Below are 18,687 nucleotides of genomic sequence, written 5' to 3' on the forward strand. Positions count from 1 at the left end.
GAAACAATGGCACTGTCCAAAGACGATATCATCAATGCTGTAGCCGACATGTCCGTAATGGAAGTTGTCGAGCTGATCGAAGCAATGGAAGAGAAATTCGGCGTATCTGCAGCCGCCGCTGTTGTCGCTGGCCCGGGCGCTGGTGGCGACGCCGCTGCCGCTGAAGAGCAGACCGAGTTCGACCTGGTTCTGACCTCTGCTGGCGACAAGAAAGTCAACGTCATCAAGGCCGTTCGCGAAATCACCGGTCTTGGCCTGAAAGAAGCCAAGGGTGCCGTCGACGGCGCGCCGGCGACGCTGAAAGAAGGCATGTCCAAGGACGACGCAGAAGCTGCGAAGACCAAGCTGGAAGAAGCAGGCGCATCCGTCGAGCTCAAGTAATTCTTGTGCCGGTGGCTTTACGCGCGGCGTAAGCTTCCACGGCTGGCGGCGGGCCCTCCCGCTGCCGGCCTTTTTCTGTTGTAGCTGGCATCAAACGCGCTGCCGTGTTATGCAGAAAGGCTGCCAATAGGGCAGCCACACAGTAAGACCGGTGTTTGGTATCGTCGTTAAAGGGTTTTATACCCGAATGAGCGTCGGATAACACTGTTATCTATCAAGATTTTTGACGGCGAGCTACCGATTTAGGAGCTTGCTGTCTGCGTCTGAAACGCCCGCGGGGCAGATGACCACGCATCGGCCACCCATGGTGAACAAGCTGGGGAATACAGATGGCTTACTCATATACTGAGAAAAAACGCATCCGCAAGGATTTCGGCAAACTGCCCCAAGTGATGGATGTGCCTTACTTGCTGGCGATCCAGCTTGATTCCTACTACGACTTTCTCCAGCAGGACCGTTCGCCTGACGAGCGTCACGAGGTCGGTCTGCATGCGGCGTTTAAGTCCGTCTTTCCGATCGAGAGCTTTTCCGGCAACGCCGCGCTCGAGTATGTCAGCTACCGCTTCGGCACGCCGGCGTTCGACGTAAAAGAGTGCCAGCTGCGCGGTGTCACCTACTCGGCACCGCTGCGCGTGAAGGTTCGCTTGATCATTTATGATCGCGACTCTTCCAATAAAGCCATTAAAGATATCAAAGAGCAAGAAGTCTACATGGGGGAAATCCCCCTGATGACCGAGAACGGTACCTTCGTCATCAACGGTACCGAGCGGGTAATCGTTTCCCAGCTCCACCGCTCACCCGGTGTGTTCTTCGATCACGACAAGGGCAAGAGCCACTCGTCCGGCAAGCTTTTGTACTCTGCTCGCGTGATTCCTTACCGCGGCTCCTGGCTCGACTTCGAATTCGACCCGAAAGACAACGTGTTCGTGCGTATCGACCGTCGCCGCAAACTGCCGGCCTCGGTACTGATGCGTGCGCTGGGTATGAGCACCGAAGAGATCCTCGACGAATTCTTCGAGACCAGCAAGTTCCACATCGAGAAGTCCGGCTTCTCTGTGGAGCTCGTGCCGTCGCGCCTGCGCGGTGACACCGCCACCTTCGATATCAAGGATGGTAACGGCGAGCTGATCGTCGAGGAAGGCCGTCGTATCACCCAGAAGCACATCCGCCAGCTGGAAAAGGCCGGACTCGAGCGTCTGGAAGTGCCGATGGAGTACCTCTACGGCAAGACTCTGGCCAAGGATCAGATCGACGCCAAGACCGGCGAGCTGATCGTCAACTGCAACACCGAGATCACCCCGGAAGTGCTCGAGCGCATGGCCCAGGGCGGCATCACGCAAATCGAGACGCTTTACACCAACGATCTCGACTGCGGTTCGTTCATCTCCGACACCCTAAAGCTCGACACCACCGGGTCGCAGCTCGAGGCGCTCGTCGAGATCTATCGTATGATGCGCCCCGGCGAGCCGCCCACCAAGGAAGCCGCCGAGACGCTGTTCCACAACCTGTTCTTCACCGAAGATCGCTACGATCTGTCCGGTGTGGGCCGAATGAAGTTCAACCGTCGCCTGCGTCGTGAATCCGACACCGGCTCCGGCGTGCTGGATCGCACCGACATCCTCGACGTGCTGCGCGAGCTGATCAACATCCGTAACGGCTTCGGCGACGTCGATGACATCGATCACTTGGGTAACCGCCGTATTCGCTGCGTCGGCGAAATGGCCGAGAACCAGTTCCGTGTAGGCCTGGTGCGCGTCGAGCGCGCGGTGAAAGAGCGTCTGTCCATGGCCGAAAGCGAAGGCCTGATGCCGCAGGATCTCATCAACGCCAAGCCGGTCGCGGCGGCGGTGAAAGAGTTCTTCGGTTCCAGCCAGCTTTCCCAGTTCATGGACCAGAACAACCCGCTGTCCGAGGTCACGCACAAGCGTCGTGTCTCCGCGCTCGGCCCGGGCGGTCTGACCCGCGAGCGCGCCGGCTTCGAGGTGCGCGACGTACACGCCACGCACTACGGCCGTCTGTGCCCGATCGAAACGCCGGAAGGCCCGAACATCGGTCTGATCAACTCGCTGGCGACCTACAGCCATACCAACAGCTACGGTTTCCTCGAGACGCCGTACCGCAAGGTGAACGCGGGTCAGGTCACCGACGATATCGTTCACCTCTCGGCGATCGAAGAGGGTGACTTCGTCATCGCTCAGGCCTCGGCGGCGGTCAACGAAGCCGGCCAGCTCTCTGATGATCTGGTGCAGGTGCGTCACCGTGGCGAGACCACGTTCATGCGTCCCGAGCAGGTCACGCTGATGGACGTGTCGCCGCGTCAGGTCGTCTCCGTGGCTGCGGCGCTGATTCCGTTCCTCGAGCACGATGACGCCAACCGCGCATTGATGGGCGCGAACATGCAGCGTCAGGCGGTGCCGACGCTGCGCGCCGACAAGCCGCTCGTGGGTACCGGTATGGAGCGCTTCGTGGCGCGCGACTCCGGCGTGTGCGCCGTGGCGCGCCGCGGCGGCGTAATCGACTCCGTCGACGCGCGTCGCGTGGTAGTACGGGTCAACGAAGATGAGATCATCGGCGGTGAAGCCGGGGTCGACATCTACAACCTGACCAAGTACACCCGTTCGAACCAGAACACCTGCATGAACCAGCGCCCGATCGTGCGCCCCGGCGACAACGTCGCCCGCGGCGACATCCTCGCCGATGGCCCGTCCGTCGACATGGGTGATCTGGCACTCGGTCAGAACATGCGCATCGCGTTCATGCCCTGGAACGGTTACAACTTCGAGGACTCCATCCTGCTCTCCGAGCGGGCGGTCCAGGAAGACCGTTTCACTACGATCCACATCCAGGAGCTGACCTGCGTGTCCCGCGACACCAAGCTCGGCCCGGAAGAGATCACCTCGGACATTCCCAACGTTGGCGAGTCGGCGCTGGGCAAGCTGGACGAGGCGGGTGTCGTCTACATCGGTGCCGAAGTCGGCCCCGGCGACATTCTGGTCGGTAAGGTCACGCCGAAGGGCGAAACCCAGCTGACGCCGGAAGAAAAGCTGCTGCGTGCCATCTTCGGTGAGAAGGCAAGCGACGTTAAAGATACGTCGCTGCGTGCGCCGACCGGCATGAAGGGCACCGTCATCGACGTGCAGGTCTTCACCCGCGACGGCGTCGAGAAGGACTCCCGCGCGCTCTCCATCGAGCAGATGCAGCTCGACGAAGTTCGCAAGGATCTTCAGGAGACCTACCGGATCGCCGAAGACGCCACGTTCGAGCGTCTCAAGCGTACCCTGGACGGTCAGGCGGTCAACGGCGGCCCGCAGCTCAAGAAGGGCGATGTGCTCGACGAAGCCTACCTGGAAGAACTTCCGCGTCAGCAGTGGTTCAAGCTGCGCATGCAGGACGAGTCGTTCAACGAACTCCTCGCCCAGGCCGACGAACAGCTCGAAAACCGTCGTAAAGAGATGGACGAGCGTTTCGAAGACAAGAAGCGCAAGCTCACCCAGGGCGACGACCTCGCACCGGGCGTGCTTAAGATCGTCAAGGTCTACATGGCGGTCAAGCGTCGCATCCAGCCGGGCGACAAGATGGCCGGCCGTCACGGTAACAAGGGTGTCATCTCGGCGATCATGCCGATCGAGGACATGCCGTTCGACGATAAGGGCGAGCCGGTCGACGTGGTGCTGAACCCCTTGGGTGTTCCGTCGCGTATGAACGTGGGTCAGATTCTCGAAACCCACCTGGGCATGGCCGCTCGTGGTTTGGGCGTGAAGATCGATGCCATGCTGCGCGACGCCCGTGGCCAGCAGCTGGCGGAAATCCGCGACTTCCTCGGTCAGGTATACAACACCCCGGGTACGCGCCTTGAAGACATCGATTCGCTCAGTGACGACGAAGTCATTGCGCTGGCGAAGAACCTCAAGGGCGGTGTGCCGATGGCAACGCCGGTGTTCGACGGTGCCAAGGAGCACGAGATCAAGCACCTGCTGAAGCTTGCGGACATTCCCGAGTCCGGCCAGATGAAGCTGTACGACGGGCGTACCGGCGACATGTTCGATCGCCCGGTGACCGTTGGCTACATGTACATGCTGAAGCTCAACCACCTGGTCGACGACAAGATGCACGCCCGTTCTACCGGCTCGTACTCGCTGGTGACCCAGCAGCCGCTGGGCGGTAAAGCGCAGTTCGGTGGCCAGCGCTTCGGTGAAATGGAAGTGTGGGCGCTGGAAGCCTACGGCGCGGCGTACACGCTACAAGAGATGCTCACCGTCAAGTCGGACGACGTCGAAGGCCGCACCAAGATGTACAAGAACATCGTGGATGGCGACCACACCATGCAGGCAGGCATGCCGGAGTCCTTCAACGTACTGGTGAAGGAAATCCGCTCGCTGGGCATCGATATCGAGTTAGAGAGCTAGGAGCTGTCCAATGAAAGATTTGGTGAAAGTACTCAAATCGCAGTCTCAGTCCGAAGAGTTTGATGCGATCAAGATTACCCTTGCGTCGCCGGACATGATTCGCTCCTGGTCGTTTGGCGAGGTGAAAAAGCCCGAGACCATCAACTACCGGACGTTCAAGCCCGAGCGTGATGGTCTGTTCTGCGCCAAGATCTTTGGCCCAGTGAAGGACTACGAGTGCCTGTGCGGCAAGTACAAGCGCATGAAGCACCGCGGCATCATCTGTGAGAAGTGCGGCGTCGAAGTGACCAAGGCCGCCGTGCGCCGCGAGCGCATGGGCCACATCGAGCTTGCGAGCCCGGTTGCCCACATCTGGTTCTTGAAGTCGCTGCCCTCGCGCATCGGCATGTTCCTGGACATGACCCTGCGTGACATCGAGCGCGTGCTCTACTTCGAATCGTTTGTGGTGATCGACCCGGGCATGACCACGCTCGAGCGTGGTCAGCTGTTGAACGACGAGCAGTACTTTGAGGCCCTCGAAGAGTTCGGCGACGACTTCGATGCCCGTATGGGCGCCGAAGCGGTGCAGGAGCTTCTGAAAGACATTGATCTGGAAGAAGAGATCAACACGCTGCGCGAAGAGATTCCGCAGACCAACTCCGAAACCAAGATCAAGAAGCTCTCCAAGCGCTTGAAGCTTCTGGAAGCGTTCTACCACTCCGGCAACGCGCCGGCGTGGATGGTTATGGAAGTGCTGCCGGTGCTGCCGCCGGATCTGCGCCCGCTCGTCCCGCTGGACGGCGGCCGCTTCGCGACGTCGGATTTGAACGACCTGTATCGCCGCGTGATCAACCGCAACAACCGTCTGAAGCGTCTGCTCGATCTGAACGCGCCGGACATCATCGTGCGCAACGAAAAGCGTATGCTTCAGGAGGCGGTCGACGCGCTGCTGGATAACGGCCGCCGCGGCCGTGCGATCACCGGCTCCAACAAGCGCCCGCTGAAATCCCTGGCCGACATGATCAAGGGTAAGCAGGGTCGTTTCCGTCAGAACCTGCTGGGCAAACGCGTCGACTACTCCGGTCGTTCGGTCATCACCGTCGGCCCGACCCTGCGTCTGCACCAGTGCGGTCTGCCGAAGAAAATGGCGCTCGAACTGTTCAAGCCGTTCATCTACTCCAAGCTTCAGTCGCTGGGGCACGCCTCCACGATCAAGGCCGCGAAGAAGATGGTCGAGCGCGAGCTGCCGGAAGTATGGGATATCCTCGCTGACGTCATCCGCGAGCACCCGGTACTCTTGAACCGCGCACCGACCCTGCACCGTCTCGGTATCCAGGCGTTCGAGCCGCTTCTGATCGAAGGTAAGGCGATCCAGCTGCACCCGCTGGTGTGTGCGGCCTACAACGCCGACTTCGACGGCGACCAGATGGCGGTCCACGTACCGCTGACCCTGGAAGCCCAGCTCGAAGCCCGTGCGCTGATGATGGCTACCAACAACGTGCTGTCACCGGCCAACGGCGAGCCGATCATCGTACCGTCTCAGGACGTGGTACTGGGTCTTTACTACATGACCCGCGAGAAGATCAACGCCAAGGGCGAGGGCATGGTGTTCTCTGGCCTGAACGAGGTCGAGCGCGCCTTCGGTACGCAAACCGTCTCGCTGCACGCCCGCATCAAGGTACGCCTTGACGAAGTCGTGATCGACGAAGAGACCGGCGAGCGTAGCGACAAGCGCTCCATTTACGACACCACCGTCGGTCGTGCGCTGCTGTTCCGCATTCTGCCGGAAGGCGTGCCCTTCGAGCTCATCGACAAGCCGATGAAGAAGAAGGCGATCTCCGGGCTGATCAACGAGGTGTACCGCCGCTCCGGGCTCAAGCCCACGGTCATCTTCGCTGACCAGCTGATGTACACCGGTTTCCGCCTGGCGACCTGGTCGGGTGCGTCCATCGGCGTCAACGACTTCGTCATTCCGGACGCCAAGACCGAGATCGTCGACGCGGCGGAAGCCGAAGTCAAAGAGATCGAAGACCAGTTCTCCTCCGGTCTTGTGACCGCGGGTGAGAAGTACAACAAGGTCATCGACATCTGGTCCAAGGCCAACGATAAAGTGGCCAAGGCGATGATGACCGGTATCTCGAAAGAGACCGTGATCGACCGTGATGGCAACGAAGTCGAGCAGGACTCGTTCAACAGCGTCTTCATCATGGCCGACTCCGGCGCCCGGGGTAGCGCGGCTCAGATCCGTCAGCTGGCCGGTATGCGTGGTCTGATGGCCAAGCCGGATGGCTCGATCATCGAAACGCCGATCGTCGCCAACTTCCGTGAAGGCCTGAACGTACTGCAGTACTTCATCTCGACGCACGGTGCGCGTAAAGGTCTGGCGGATACGGCCCTGAAAACGGCCAACTCCGGTTACCTGACGCGTCGTTTGGTCGACGTGGCCCAGGATCTGGTCATCACCGAGACCGATTGCGGCACCGAAAACGGCTTGACGCTGCACCCGATCATCGAGGGTGGCGACATCATCGTACCGCTGTCCCAGCGTGTACTCGGCCGCGTCGTGGCGCTCGACGTCATCGACCCGAGCACCGAGGAAGTGCTGATCGCGCGCAACACGCTGCTCGACGAGAAGTGGTGCGCCGCCCTCGACACCATGGGTGTCGACGAAATCGTGGTGCGCTCGACCATTACCTGTGACACGCCGCACGGTGTGTGCTCGTCCTGCTACGGGCGCGATCTGGCCCGCGGTCACCAGGTCAACATCGGTGAGTCCGTGGGCGTCATCGCCGCGCAGTCCATCGGTGAGCCGGGTACCCAGCTGACCATGCGTACGTTCCACATCGGCGGCGCGGCCTCGCGTTCTTCGGCGGTGGACAGCGTGCAGGTCAAGCACGGCGGTAAGGTCCGCCTGCACAACATCAAGCACGTCGAGCGCGCCGACGGCAAACTGGTCGTGGTGTCACGCTCCAGCGCCCTGGCCGTCGCCGACGACCACGGCCGTGAGCGCGAGTACTACAAGCTGCCCTACGGTGCCGAACTGTCGGTACGCGACGGCGACGTCGTCGATGCCGGTGCGACCGTGGCCAAGTGGGACCCGCACACGCATCCGATCGTGGCCGAGGTGGAAGGTAAAGCGCAGTTCATCGACCTTGACGAGGGTGTCACCATGCACCGCTCCGTCGATGAGATGACCGGCCTCTCTTCCATCGAGGTAATCGAGTCCGCGGCGCGCCCGATGGCTGGCCGCGACAAGCGCCCGATGGTCATGCTGCAGGACGCTGCCGGCGAGTACGTGTCGGTCTCCGGTTCCAACACGCCGGTACAGTACCTGCTGCCGGGTAACTCGATCATCTCCGTCGACGATGGTACCGCCATCGGCGTGGGTGAAGTCGTCGCCCGTATTCCGGTCGAGGCGTCCGGTAACAAGGACATCACCGGTGGTCTGCCGCGCGTGGCGGATCTGTTCGAGGCGCGCAAGCCCAAGGAATCGTCGATTCTTGCCGAGATCAGCGGCGTGGTGAGCTTCGGTAAGGAGACCAAGGGCAAGCGTCGTCTGACGATCACCCCGGAATCCGGCGATCCCTTCGAGGCGCTGATTCCCAAGTGGCGCCAGATCGCCGTGTTCGAAGGCGAGACCGTCGAGAAGGGTGAGGTCATCTCCGATGGCCCGAGCAACCCGCACGACATTCTGCGTCTTCTGGGCGTGGCGGAGCTGGCCAAGTACATCACCGCCGAGGTGCAGGACGTTTACCGTCTGCAGGGCGTAGGCATCAACGACAAGCACATCGAAGTCATCGTGCGTCAGATGCTGCGCAAGGTCGAAATCACCGATTCCGGTGACTCCGACTTCATCACCGGTGACCAGGCAGAGCTTGTGCGCGTACTCGAGCAGAACGAGCGTCTCGAGAAAGAAGGCAAGTTCCCGGCCAAGTACACGCGTCTGCTGTTGGGTATCACCAAGGCGAGCCTGGCGACCGAGTCGTTCATTTCGGCGGCCTCGTTCCAGGAGACCACGCGGGTACTGACCGAAGCGGCAGTCACCGGCAAGCGTGACTACTTGCGCGGTTTGAAAGAAAACGTCGTGGTGGGACGTCTTATTCCGGCTGGTACCGGTTTGACTCACCACGCCGAGCGTCGTCGCAAGCGCGAAGACGTCGAGCGTCTGTTCAATCCCTCGGCGACCGAGGTCGAACAGGAGCTGGGTGCTCAGCTCACCGCTCTCGACACCGACGACGAGCTGTAATCAGCTCGAAGGTGTCGAGTCACGCGGTCGAGTGATTCACCAGGCGGCTGGCCCCAGGGGCGCGGTTCCGCCGGCAAAACGCCGGCGGGGCTTGACGAAACCCGGGGTGAGCCATTAGAATGCGCAGCCTTTAACAGTGGGGTGGGTGCGCCCGCACCGCTAAAAAGGCCAAGGCAACCATTGGAGTCAGCTAAACACCATGGCAACGATTAATCAGCTAGTGCGCAAGCCGCGCAAGCGCCCCGTCACGAAAAGTGACGTGCCCGCGCTTCAGGCCTGCCCGCAAAAGCGCGGCGTTTGTACCCGCGTTTACACCACCACCCCGAAGAAGCCGAACTCGGCCCTGCGTAAGGTTTGCCGTGTGCGCCTGACCAACGGGTTCGAAGTCTCTTCCTACATCGGTGGTGAAGGTCACAACCTGCAGGAACACTCCGTTGTTCTGATCCGTGGCGGTCGTGTAAAAGACTTGCCCGGTGTGCGTTATCACACCGTTCGCGGCGCGCTCGACACCTCCGGCGTACAGAACCGTCGTCAGGGTCGTTCCAAGTACGGTACCAAGAAGCCGAAGTCCTAAGACTCGCGGTCTCTTTAATACGAATTTGCTGGTCTGATAAGAGTAAGGTCGGGCAACGCCATAAGGCGACCGTAAGCCCCGGGTTTACCTGAAGGATCCTTAATTGAGGGCTTATCATGCCTAGAAGAAGAGTTGTAGCCAAACGCGAAATCCTGCCGGATCCGAAGTTCGGAAGTGACCGCCTGGCGAAGTTCATGAACCACCTGATGGTCAGCGGCAAAAAGTCCGTAGCTGAGCGCATCGTATACGGTGCGTTGGACAGGGTTGCCGAGCGTAGTAATGAAGAGCCGCTGGAAATCTTCGACAAAGCGCTGGAAACCATTCAGCCGATGGTCGAAGTGAAATCGCGCCGCGTTGGCGGTGCGACCTATCAGGTGCCGGTTGAAGTTCGTCCGTCTCGCCGCCAGGCGCTGGCTATGCGCTGGCTGGTAGACGCTGCGCGTCGCCGCGGTGAAAAAACGATGGTTCAGCGCCTTGCAGGCGAAATGCTGGACGCCGCCGAAGGCAAGGGCTCCGCTGTCAAGAAGCGTGAAGACGTGCATCGTATGGCTGAAGCCAACAAGGCCTTCTCTCACTATCGTTTCTAAGCTCGGCGTTGCTGAGTGGGTTTCTTTTAACCCGTTGCGTGCGTCGCGCTCGAGCCTCGCCGCAACCCACCGCCGCTATCCGCTGATGGCGGCGGTGGCATAAAAGAAGTCGCAGGATCCAATAGCATCGCCAACTAACGGGAGTTTCACCGTGGCACGCAAGACTCCACTAAAGCGTTATCGCAATATCGGCATCGTCGCTCACGTTGACGCGGGTAAAACCACGACAACTGAGCGCGTACTGTTTTACACCGGCCTTTCCCACAAAGTGGGCGAAGTGCACGACGGTGCGGCGACCATGGACTGGATGGAGCAGGAGCAGGAGCGTGGTATCACTATCACCTCAGCTGCGACCACCTGTTTCTGGCAGGGCATGAACAAGCAGTTCGACGAGCACCGCATTAACATCATCGATACCCCCGGACACGTTGACTTCACCATCGAAGTCGAGCGTTCTCTGCGTGTTCTCGATGGTGCGGTCGTCGTTCTGTGTGGCTCCTCCGGTGTTCAGCCGCAGACCGAAACCGTATGGCGTCAGGCCAACAAGTACGAAGTTCCGCGCATGGTGTTCGTCAACAAGATGGACCGTACCGGCGCTGACTTCTTCATGGTCGTCGACCAGCTGAAAGATCGTCTAGGCGCCAACGCCGTGCCGATCCAGATCAACTGGGGCACCGAGGAAGACTTCAAGGGCGTTATCGACCTGCTGCAGATGAAAGCGATTCTGTGGGACGAGGCGAGCCTTGGCATGAACTACGACCTCGTGGACATTCCGGACGAGCTCAAAGAGACCGCCGAGAAGTACCGCGAAGAGATGGTCGAGTGTGCTGCGGAAGCGTCTGAAGAGCTGATGGACAAGTACCTCGAAGAGGGTGACTTGACCATCGAAGAGATCAAGGCCGGCCTTCGTGCGCGTACCCTCGCCAACGAAGTCGTCCTGGTCACCTGTGGCTCCGCGTTCAAGAACAAGGGCGTACAGGCGGTTCTCGACGGCGTTATCGAGTACATGCCGTCTCCGACCGAAGTTAAAGCGATCGAAGGTGAGCTGGACGATAAAGACGGTACCATCGCCACCCGCGAAGCCGACGACAACCAGCCCTTCGCGGCGCTGGCGTTCAAGATCGCGACCGACCCCTTCGTCGGTACCCTGACCTTCATCCGCGTCTACTCGGGCGTTCTGAAGTCTGGCGACGGTGTGTACAACTCCGTCAAGGGCAAGAAAGAGCGTGTGGGTCGTATCGTACAGATGCACTCCAACTCGCGTGAAGAGATCAAAGAAATCCTGGCCGGCGATATCGCCGCCTGTATCGGTCTGAAGGACGTCACCACCGGTGACACCCTGTGCGACATCGATAACAAGATTATCCTTGAGCGCATGGAGTTCCCGGATCCGGTTATCTCGGTCGCGGTCGAGCCGAAGTCGAAAGCCGACCAGGAAAAAATGGGCGTGGCACTGGGCAAACTGGCCCAGGAAGATCCCTCTTTCCAAGTGAAAACCGACGAAGAGACCGGCCAGACCATCATTTCCGGTATGGGTGAGCTTCACCTGGACATCATCGTTGACCGCATGCGTCGCGAGTTCAAGGTTGATGCCAATATCGGTAAGCCGCAGGTCGCCTACCGCGAAACCATTCGCGGCAGCGTCGAGCAGGAAGGCAAGTTCGTACGTCAGTCCGGTGGTCGTGGTCAGTTCGGTCACGTTTACCTGCGTATCGAGCCGCTGACCGCTGAAGAGAAGGGTGAAGGCGAAGACGAAATCTTCTTCAAGTTCAACTCTGAAATCGTGGGCGGCGTGGTTCCGAAGGAATACGTGCCGGCGGTAGAAAAGGGTGCTTACGAGCAGCTGAAAAACGGTGTCATCGCGGGTTACCCGATGATCGACGTTAAAGTAACGCTGTACGATGGTTCCTACCACGACGTGGACTCGAACGAGACCGCGTTCAAGATTGCTTCTTCCATGGCCGTGAAAGAAGGTGCCAGGAAGGCCAAGGCCGTGCTGCTGGAGCCGGTGATGAAGGTCGAGGTCGTGACTCCCGAAGACTTTATGGGTGACGTCATGGGCGACCTGAACCGTCGTCGCGGCTTGGTGCAGGGCATGGATGACTCCTCTGCAGGTAAGGTCATCCGTGCAACGGTGCCGCTGGGTGAGATGTTCGGTTATGCAACCGATCTACGCTCTCAGACCCAGGGCCGTGCGAGCTACTCCATGGAGTTCGCGAAGTACGATGAGGCGCCCTCCAGCGTCGTTGAAGCCGTCATCAACCAAAACGGTTAACCGTTAGCTAACGTAAAGAGGTTATAGCAGTGGCTAAGGAAAAATTCGAACGTTCCAAACCGCATATCAACGTCGGCACCATCGGTCACGTCGACCACGGTAAAACGACTCTGACTGCGGCCCTGACTCGCGTGTCTGCCGAAGTATTCGGTGGCGACTGGCGTGAATTCGATACCATCGATAACGCTCCGGAAGAGCGCGAGCGCGGTATCACCATCGCAACGTCTCACGTTGAGTACCAGTCTGAAGTGCGTCACTACGCACACGTTGACTGCCCGGGACACGCTGACTACGTCAAGAACATGATCACCGGTGCTGCGCAGATGGACGGCGCGATCCTGGTATGTTCTGCCGCTGACGGCCCGATGCCGCAGACCCGCGAGCACATCCTGCTGTCTCGTCAGGTTGGCGTACCGTTCATCGTTGTCTTCCTGAACAAGGCGGACATGGTCGATGACGAAGAGCTCCTCGAGCTGGTCGAAATGGAAGTTCGTGAACTTCTGTCTCAGTACGACTTCCCGGGCGACGACACACCGATCATCACTGGCTCCGCTCTGATGGCGCTGGAAGGCAAGGACGACAACGGCATGGGTACTACCGCCGTTGCCAACCTGATCAAGGCGCTGGATGACTACATCCCTGAGCCGGAGCGTGCGATCGACCAGCCGTTCCTGATGCCGATCGAAGACGTATTCTCTATCTCTGGCCGCGGTACTGTTGTTACCGGTCGTGTAGAGCGCGGTATCGTTAAAGCTGGCGAAGAAGTTGAAATCGTCGGTATGAAGGACACCACCAAGACCACCGTTACCGGTGTCGAAATGTTCCGTAAGCTGCTCGACGAAGGTCGTGCCGGTGAGAACGTTGGTGCCCTTCTGCGTGGTACCAAGCGTGATGACGTCGAGCGTGGTCAGGTTCTGGCCAAGCCGGGTACCATCAAGCCGCACACTGTCTTCGAAGCCGAAGTCTACGTTCTGTCCAAGGAAGAGGGTGGTCGTCACACGCCGTTCTTCAAGGGCTACCGTCCGCAGTTCTACTTCCGTACCACCGACGTAACCGGTACTTGTGAACTGCCGGAAGGCGTTGAAATGGTTATGCCGGGCGACAACATCCAAATGGTTGTTACCCTGATCGCGCCGATCGCCATGGAAGACGGCCTACGCTTCGCGATTCGCGAAGGCGGCCGTACCGTTGGTGCTGGCGTCGTAGCCAAAATCGTTCAGTAAGTTAGTCGCTGAATGACGAAGGGGGCTCCAAGGAGCCCCCTTTTCTGCGCATCATGAGCAAATGTTTGACACGTGCTTTTGACGTGCATATAATGCGCATCCTTTGAATGCGTGGGTAGACGGCTCGCGCCGTCGACATCCATTGGAGTTTAGGGCAAATGCAGAACCAAAAGATTCGCATTCGGTTGAAAGCGTTCGACCATCGCCTGATCGATCAGTCCACAGCGGAAATCGTTGAAACCGCTAAGCGTACTGGTGCTCAGGTTCGTGGACCGATCCCGCTGCCGACCAACCGCGAGCGCTACACCATCCTGATTTCTCCGCACGTCAATAAGGACGCGCGCGATCAGTATGAGATTCGTACGCACAAGCGTGTGCTCGATATCGTCGAGCCGACCGAGAAAACCGTTGATGCGCTGATGAAGCTCGACCTCGCCGCTGGCGTAGACGTGCAAATCAAGCTCGACTAATCACACTAGACACTTGCGGCCCAGCGTTCATTAACGTTTTTTGATCAGCAGCCGCCGCGTCGTGAGACGCCACACAATGTGCTAGTGGAATGCTCTGGAAAGGGCAGCCATAGCGGGTGATAGCCCCGTACACTATAGGAGACTGAGTATGACTATCGGTTTAGTCGGTAAAAAGGCCGGGATGACCCGTGTCTTTACCGAAGACGGCTCGTCCGTTCCCGTAACCGTTATTGAAGTGGATCCTAACCGTGTCACGCGCGTTAAAACCGTCGAATCCGACGGCTACGCAGCGGTACAGGTCACCACAGGCTCTCGCAAAGCCAAGCACCTCACCAAAGCGCAAGCTGGACAGTTTGCCAAGGCGGGTGTTGAGGCTGGTCGTTCACTGATGGAATTCCGTCTTGCAGAAGGCGAAGAAGCTCCTGAAGTGGGTGGCGAACTCACCGTATCCCTCTTCGAAGCTGGTCAAATGATCGACGTGACCGGCACCTCCAAGGGTAAAGGCTTCCAGGGTGCTGTTAAGCGCTGGAACTTCCGTACCCAAGACAACAGCCATGGTAACTCCCTGTCGCACCGCGCGCCGGGTTCTATCGGCATGTGTCAGACCCCGGGTCGCGTATTCAAAGGCAAGAAAATGGCCGGTCAGATGGGCAACGTCCGCTGCACCGTGCAAAGCCTTGAAATCGTCCGTGTCGATGCCGAGCGTAACCTGCTGCTAATCAAGGGTGCTGTTCCGGGTGCAACCGGTAGCGACGTCATCGTTCGCAGCGCCGTGAAAGCTGGCTGAAGGGGATAATTACCAATGAATCTGAATCTTGCTGCAGGCACGGGTACCGTTGAAGTAGCCGACGCCACTTTTGGCAAAGAATTCAACGAAGCGCTCGTTCACCAGGTCGTCACCGCCTATTTGGCCGGTGCGCGTCAGGGTACTCGCGCTCAAAAGAACCGTTCTGAAGTTCGCGGTGGTGGTAAGAAGCCGTGGCGTCAGAAGGGCACTGGTCGCGCACGTGCCGGCACCATCCGCTCGCCGCTATGGCGCAGCGGCGGCGTAACCTTCGCGGCTCGCCCGCAGGATCACTCCCAGAAGGTTAACCGCAAGATGTACCGTGCGGCGATGCGCTCCATTCTGTCCGAGCTCGTTCGCCAGGAACGTCTGGTGGCGGTTGAAGAGTTCACCGTGGACGCGCCCAAGACCAAGCAGGTCGCTGCCAAGCTGAAAGAGCTCAACCTTGAGAAAGTGTTGATCGTCACCGAAGAGATCGACGAGACGCTCTATCTAGCCGCTCGCAACCTTCCCCACGTCAACGTGGTGGATGTCACGGCAGCCGATCCGGTGAGCCTGGTGGCCTTCGATAAGGTCCTGATCACCGTCTCCGCCCTGCGTAAATTCGAGGAGAAGCTGGCATGAACCAGGAACGCGTATTTAAGGTTCTGCTTGGACCGCACGTGACCGAAAAGGCCGCGATGGCCGCCGAGCGCAACCAGTACGTCTTCAAGGTAGCGAGTGACGCTACCAAGCCCGAGATCAAGAAAGCCGTCGAAGCACTGTTCGGCAAGAAGGTCGGCAGCGTTCAGACACTGAACGTCAAGGGCAAGACCAAGCGTACTGCTCATGGCGTTGGCCTGCGTAAGGGTTACCGCAAAGCGTATGTGACCCTGGCTGCGGGTGAAACGCTCGAAGACTTCTCTGGCGCCGAATAAGGGCAGGAGTACGGATAATGGCAATCGTCAAGACCAAACCCACATCCGCCGGTCGTCGCCACGTCGTCAAGATCGTTGGTGAGGAACTGTACAAGGGCCGTGCTTACGCGCCGCTTTTGGAAAAACAGTCCAAGTCCGGTGGCCGTAACAACTACGGTCGCATCACCACCCGCCACGTGGGCGGTGGTCACCGTCAGCACTACCGTCTGATCGACTTCAAGCGCACCAAGGATGGCATTCCGGCCACCGTTGAGCGCCTCGAGCACGATCCGAACCGCAGCGCGCACATTGCGCTGCTGAAGTACGCCGATGGCGAACGTCGTTACATCATCGCACCGAAAGGTGTCAGCGCGGGTGACGTGCTGGAATCCGGTGTCAACGCCGCCATCAAGAAAGGCAATGCCTTGCCGCTGCGCAACATCCCGCTGGGTTCGACCGTTCACGCGATCGAGCTGAAGCCGGGTAAAGGCGCGCAGATTGCTCGCAGTGCCGGTACTAGCGCACAGCTGGTTGCGCGTGAAGGCAACTACGCCACCTTGCGTCTTCGCTCTGGCGAAATGCGCAAGATCCTGGCCGAGTGCCGCGCGACTCTGGGCGAAGTGAGCAACTCCGAGCACAGCCTGCGTCAACTTGGCAAGGCCGGTGCGAAGCGCTGGAGAGGCGTGCGCCCGACTGTTCGCGGTGTCGCGATGAACCCGGTGGATCACCCGCACGGTGGTGGTGAAGGCCGCACCAGCGGTGGCCGTCATCCGGTATCCCCGTGGGGTATGCCGACCAAGGGTCATAAGACGCGTAAGAACAAGCGCACCGACAAGCTGATCATCCGTCGTCGTAACAAGACGCGTTGATCGAAATTGCCAAGACATTAAGAGGTAACGGCTGTGCCACGTTCACTAAAGAAAGGTCCCTTCATTGACCTTCATCTTTTGAAGAAGGTTGAGGCTGCAGTGGAAAAGAACGACCGCAAACCGATCAAGACCTGGTCGCGTCGTTCGATGATTCTGCCCAACATGGTAGGTCTCACCATCGCAGTCCATAACGGACGCCAGCATGTCCCGGTGCACGTCTCCGAGGAAATGGTGGGTCATAAACTGGGCGAATTCGCTGCCACTCGCACGTATCGCGGGCATGTGGCGGACAAGAAAGCCAAACGGTAAGCCAGAGAGGATTGAGAGATGGAAGTCACAGCTAAGCTGCGTGGCGCTCGTTTATCCGCCCAGAAGGCCCGTTTGGTGGCTGACCAGGTGCGCGGTAAACCGGTCGCCGAAGCTATTGACCTGCTGACCTTCTCACCGAAGAAGGCTGCCAAACTGGTCAAGAAAACGCTTCAGTCCGCCATCGCGAATGCGGAAGAAAATAACGGCATGGACATCGACGAGCTGCGTGTCTCGACCATCTGCGTCGATGAGGGCATGACGCTCAAGCGTATCAAGCCGCGCGCCAAAGGCCGCGCAGATCGTATCTTGAAGCGCACCTGCCACATCACCGTCAAGGTAGCCGAGAAGTAGGAGTCGACCAGATGGGTCAGAAAGTCAATCCAATAGGCATTCGACTGGGCATTGTCAAAGACCATGCTTCTGTCTGGTATGCCGAGCGCGGCGCTTACGCCGATAAGCTCAACAACGATCTCGCAGTGCGCAGCTTCCTGGAAGAGCGCCTGAAAAACGCCTCCGTGAGCCATATTCACATCGAGCGCCCTGCGAACAATGCCCGCATCACCATTCACACTGCCCGTCCGGGTATCGTGATTGGCAAGAAAGGTGAAGACGTCGACCGCCTGCGTCGCGACCTCACCGAGATGATGGGCGTTCCGGTTCACGTGAACATCGAAGAAGTTCGCAAGCCGGAACTCGACGCCAAGCTCGTCGCCGCGAACGTTGCGGGTCAGCTGGAGCGTCGCGTGATGTTCCGTCGTGCGATGAAGCGCGCGGTACAAAACGCAATGCGTTTGGGCGCTGGCGGTATCAAGATCCAGCTGTCCGGTCGTCTGGGTGGCGCCGAAATCGCCCGTACCGAATGGTACCGTGAAGGTCGCGTTCCGCTGCATACCCTGCGTGCGGACATTGACTACGCCACCTTCGAAGCTCACACCACCTACGGCGTCATCGGCGTCAAAGTGTGGATCTTCAAGGGCGAAATCCTCGGCGGTATCGAGGAAGTACGTGCCAAGGCGAAGCAGCAACAGCCTTCCGGCAACGCGCCCAAGAAGAAAGGTTCCAGGTAAGGGGAGAGCGAGTCGATGTTACAGCCCAAGCGTATGAAATTCCGCAAGATGCAGAAAGGCCGCAACCGTGGTCTGGCGCATCGCGGAAGCAAGATCAGCTTCGGGGAGTACGGCCTGAAAGCTACCGGTCGCGGCCGCATCACGGCCCGTCAGATCGAAGCTGGCCGTCGTGCGATCACACGTCACGTCAAGCGTGGCGGTAAGATCTGGATCCGCGTATTCCCGGACAAGCCGATCTCCAAGAAACCACTCGAAGTTCGTATGGGTAAAGGTAAGGGTTCCGTTGAGTACTGGGTAGCCCAGATCCAGCCGGGTCGGGTCCTGTATGAAATTGAAGGCGTATCTGAAGAGCTGGCCCGTGAAGCGTTTGACCTGGCCGCACAGAAGATGCCCTTGTCCACCACCTTTGCAAAACGGACGGTGATGTGATGAAAGCCCAAGAAATTCGTGAAAAGTCCGCAGGAGAGCTCCAAGAGCAGCTCCTCGAGCTCCTCCGCGAGCAGTTTAACCTGCGCATGCAGAAGGCCTCCGGCCAACTGAGCCAGACTCATCTGCTCAAGCAGGTCCGTCGGGATATCGCCCGCGTGAAGACTTTGCTCAACGAGAAGGCAGGTGATTGAG

Annotated in this window: 17 protein-coding genes; all 17 read left to right on the forward strand. The window is 59.3% G+C overall.

Annotated elements, in window-relative coordinates; translation table 11 throughout:
- Nucleotides 1-6 precede the first annotated feature (6 nt).
- The 17 genes from rplL to rpmC all read left to right on the forward strand — a co-directional run bounded on the left by rplL (nucleotide 7) and on the right by rpmC (nucleotide 18,686).
- A complete protein-coding gene (rplL, locus tag ACGLWX_RS12655; protein WP_252105853.1) occupies nucleotides 7-381 on the forward strand; it encodes a 50S ribosomal protein L7/L12 in 375 nt (124 codons plus the stop codon).
- Nucleotides 382-710: 329 nt separating this feature from the next.
- Nucleotides 711-4,787 (forward strand): DNA-directed RNA polymerase subunit beta, encoded by a 4,077-nt coding sequence (rpoB, locus tag ACGLWX_RS12660; protein WP_396240161.1) that lies wholly within the window; start codon nucleotides 711-713, stop codon nucleotides 4,785-4,787.
- 10 nt (nucleotides 4,788-4,797) lie between these two features.
- Entirely contained in the window at nucleotides 4,798-9,012 is a 4,215-nt protein-coding gene (gene rpoC, locus ACGLWX_RS12665; protein WP_252105855.1) for a DNA-directed RNA polymerase subunit beta', read from the forward strand.
- Nucleotides 9,013-9,211: 199 nt separating this feature from the next.
- Complete coding sequence (gene rpsL / locus ACGLWX_RS12670; protein ID WP_252105856.1) at nucleotides 9,212-9,586, forward strand: 30S ribosomal protein S12; 375 nt, start codon at nucleotides 9,212-9,214, stop codon at nucleotides 9,584-9,586.
- Nucleotides 9,587-9,702: 116 nt separating this feature from the next.
- Entirely contained in the window at nucleotides 9,703-10,173 is a 471-nt protein-coding gene (gene rpsG / locus ACGLWX_RS12675; protein ID WP_252105857.1) for a 30S ribosomal protein S7, read from the forward strand.
- Nucleotides 10,174-10,324: 151 nt separating this feature from the next.
- Nucleotides 10,325-12,448: an elongation factor G gene (fusA, locus tag ACGLWX_RS12680; RefSeq protein ID WP_252105858.1), complete on the forward strand. Its 2,124-nt coding sequence runs from the start codon at nucleotides 10,325-10,327 to the stop codon at nucleotides 12,446-12,448.
- A 29-nt stretch (nucleotides 12,449-12,477) separates the two neighbouring features.
- Entirely contained in the window at nucleotides 12,478-13,671 is a 1,194-nt protein-coding gene (gene tuf, locus ACGLWX_RS12685; RefSeq protein ID WP_252105859.1) for an elongation factor Tu, read from the forward strand.
- A 158-nt stretch (nucleotides 13,672-13,829) separates the two neighbouring features.
- Entirely contained in the window at nucleotides 13,830-14,141 is a 312-nt protein-coding gene (rpsJ, locus tag ACGLWX_RS12690) for a 30S ribosomal protein S10 (protein WP_009098983.1), read from the forward strand.
- A 148-nt stretch (nucleotides 14,142-14,289) separates the two neighbouring features.
- Entirely contained in the window at nucleotides 14,290-14,928 is a 639-nt protein-coding gene (gene rplC / locus ACGLWX_RS12695) for a 50S ribosomal protein L3 (RefSeq protein ID WP_252105860.1), read from the forward strand.
- Between the two features lie 15 nt (nucleotides 14,929-14,943).
- On the forward strand, nucleotides 14,944-15,549 hold the full coding sequence (rplD, locus tag ACGLWX_RS12700) for a 50S ribosomal protein L4 (protein ID WP_396240163.1): 606 nt from the start codon (nucleotides 14,944-14,946) through the stop codon (nucleotides 15,547-15,549).
- The gene (rplW, locus tag ACGLWX_RS12705; RefSeq protein WP_252105862.1) at nucleotides 15,546-15,842 is read left to right on the forward strand and encodes a 50S ribosomal protein L23; all 297 of its coding nucleotides are present in this window, start codon (nucleotides 15,546-15,548) and stop codon (nucleotides 15,840-15,842) included. Before rplD ends, rplW begins: the two co-directional genes overlap by 4 nt.
- A 17-nt stretch (nucleotides 15,843-15,859) precedes the next feature.
- Nucleotides 15,860-16,690, forward strand: coding sequence for a 50S ribosomal protein L2 (gene rplB / locus ACGLWX_RS12710; RefSeq protein ID WP_252105863.1), 831 nt, complete (start codon nucleotides 15,860-15,862; stop codon nucleotides 16,688-16,690).
- A 33-nt stretch (nucleotides 16,691-16,723) separates the two neighbouring features.
- On the forward strand, nucleotides 16,724-16,999 hold the full coding sequence (gene rpsS / locus ACGLWX_RS12715) for a 30S ribosomal protein S19 (RefSeq protein ID WP_027337511.1): 276 nt from the start codon (nucleotides 16,724-16,726) through the stop codon (nucleotides 16,997-16,999).
- 18 nt (nucleotides 17,000-17,017) lie between these two features.
- On the forward strand, nucleotides 17,018-17,350 hold the full coding sequence (gene rplV / locus ACGLWX_RS12720; RefSeq protein ID WP_252105864.1) for a 50S ribosomal protein L22: 333 nt from the start codon (nucleotides 17,018-17,020) through the stop codon (nucleotides 17,348-17,350).
- 11 nt (nucleotides 17,351-17,361) lie between these two features.
- Nucleotides 17,362-18,066 carry a 30S ribosomal protein S3 gene (gene rpsC, locus ACGLWX_RS12725; protein WP_252105865.1) on the forward strand — a complete coding sequence of 235 codons (705 nt, stop codon included), beginning with the start codon at nucleotides 17,362-17,364 and terminating at the stop codon, nucleotides 18,064-18,066.
- 15 nt (nucleotides 18,067-18,081) lie between these two features.
- The gene (gene rplP / locus ACGLWX_RS12730; protein ID WP_252105866.1) at nucleotides 18,082-18,495 is read left to right on the forward strand and encodes a 50S ribosomal protein L16; all 414 of its coding nucleotides are present in this window, start codon (nucleotides 18,082-18,084) and stop codon (nucleotides 18,493-18,495) included.
- Nucleotides 18,495-18,686 carry a 50S ribosomal protein L29 gene (gene rpmC, locus ACGLWX_RS12735; RefSeq protein ID WP_252105867.1) on the forward strand — a complete coding sequence of 64 codons (192 nt, stop codon included), beginning with the start codon at nucleotides 18,495-18,497 and terminating at the stop codon, nucleotides 18,684-18,686. Before rplP ends, rpmC begins: the two co-directional genes overlap by 1 nt.
- Nucleotide 18,687: the final 1 nt, after the last annotated feature.

This window comes from Halomonas sp. HMF6819 (genome assembly GCF_044335525.1).
In the GTDB taxonomy this organism is placed as follows: domain Bacteria; phylum Pseudomonadota; class Gammaproteobacteria; order Pseudomonadales; family Halomonadaceae; genus Vreelandella.

Excerpts from the sequence above, each read along its gene's own strand:
- rplL (WP_252105853.1), top strand. The coding sequence starts at position 7 with ATGGCACTGTCCAAAGACGATATCATCAATGCTGTAGCCGACATGTCC.
- rpoB (WP_396240161.1), top strand. The coding sequence starts at position 711 with ATGGCTTACTCATATACTGAGAAAAAACGCATCCGCAAGGATTTCGGC.
- rpoC (WP_252105855.1), top strand. The coding sequence starts at position 4,798 with ATGAAAGATTTGGTGAAAGTACTCAAATCGCAGTCTCAGTCCGAAGAG.
- rpsL (WP_252105856.1), top strand. The coding sequence starts at position 9,212 with ATGGCAACGATTAATCAGCTAGTGCGCAAGCCGCGCAAGCGCCCCGTC.
- rpsG (WP_252105857.1), top strand. The coding sequence starts at position 9,703 with ATGCCTAGAAGAAGAGTTGTAGCCAAACGCGAAATCCTGCCGGATCCG.
- rpsJ (WP_009098983.1), top strand. The coding sequence starts at position 13,830 with ATGCAGAACCAAAAGATTCGCATTCGGTTGAAAGCGTTCGACCATCGC.
- rplC (WP_252105860.1), top strand. The coding sequence starts at position 14,290 with ATGACTATCGGTTTAGTCGGTAAAAAGGCCGGGATGACCCGTGTCTTT.
- rplD (WP_396240163.1), top strand. The coding sequence starts at position 14,944 with ATGAATCTGAATCTTGCTGCAGGCACGGGTACCGTTGAAGTAGCCGAC.
- rplW (WP_252105862.1), top strand. The coding sequence starts at position 15,546 with ATGAACCAGGAACGCGTATTTAAGGTTCTGCTTGGACCGCACGTGACC.
- rplB (WP_252105863.1), top strand. The coding sequence starts at position 15,860 with ATGGCAATCGTCAAGACCAAACCCACATCCGCCGGTCGTCGCCACGTC.
- rplV (WP_252105864.1), top strand. The coding sequence starts at position 17,018 with ATGGAAGTCACAGCTAAGCTGCGTGGCGCTCGTTTATCCGCCCAGAAG.
- rpsC (WP_252105865.1), top strand. The coding sequence starts at position 17,362 with ATGGGTCAGAAAGTCAATCCAATAGGCATTCGACTGGGCATTGTCAAA.
- rplP (WP_252105866.1), top strand. The coding sequence starts at position 18,082 with ATGTTACAGCCCAAGCGTATGAAATTCCGCAAGATGCAGAAAGGCCGC.
- rpmC (WP_252105867.1), top strand. The coding sequence starts at position 18,495 with ATGAAAGCCCAAGAAATTCGTGAAAAGTCCGCAGGAGAGCTCCAAGAG.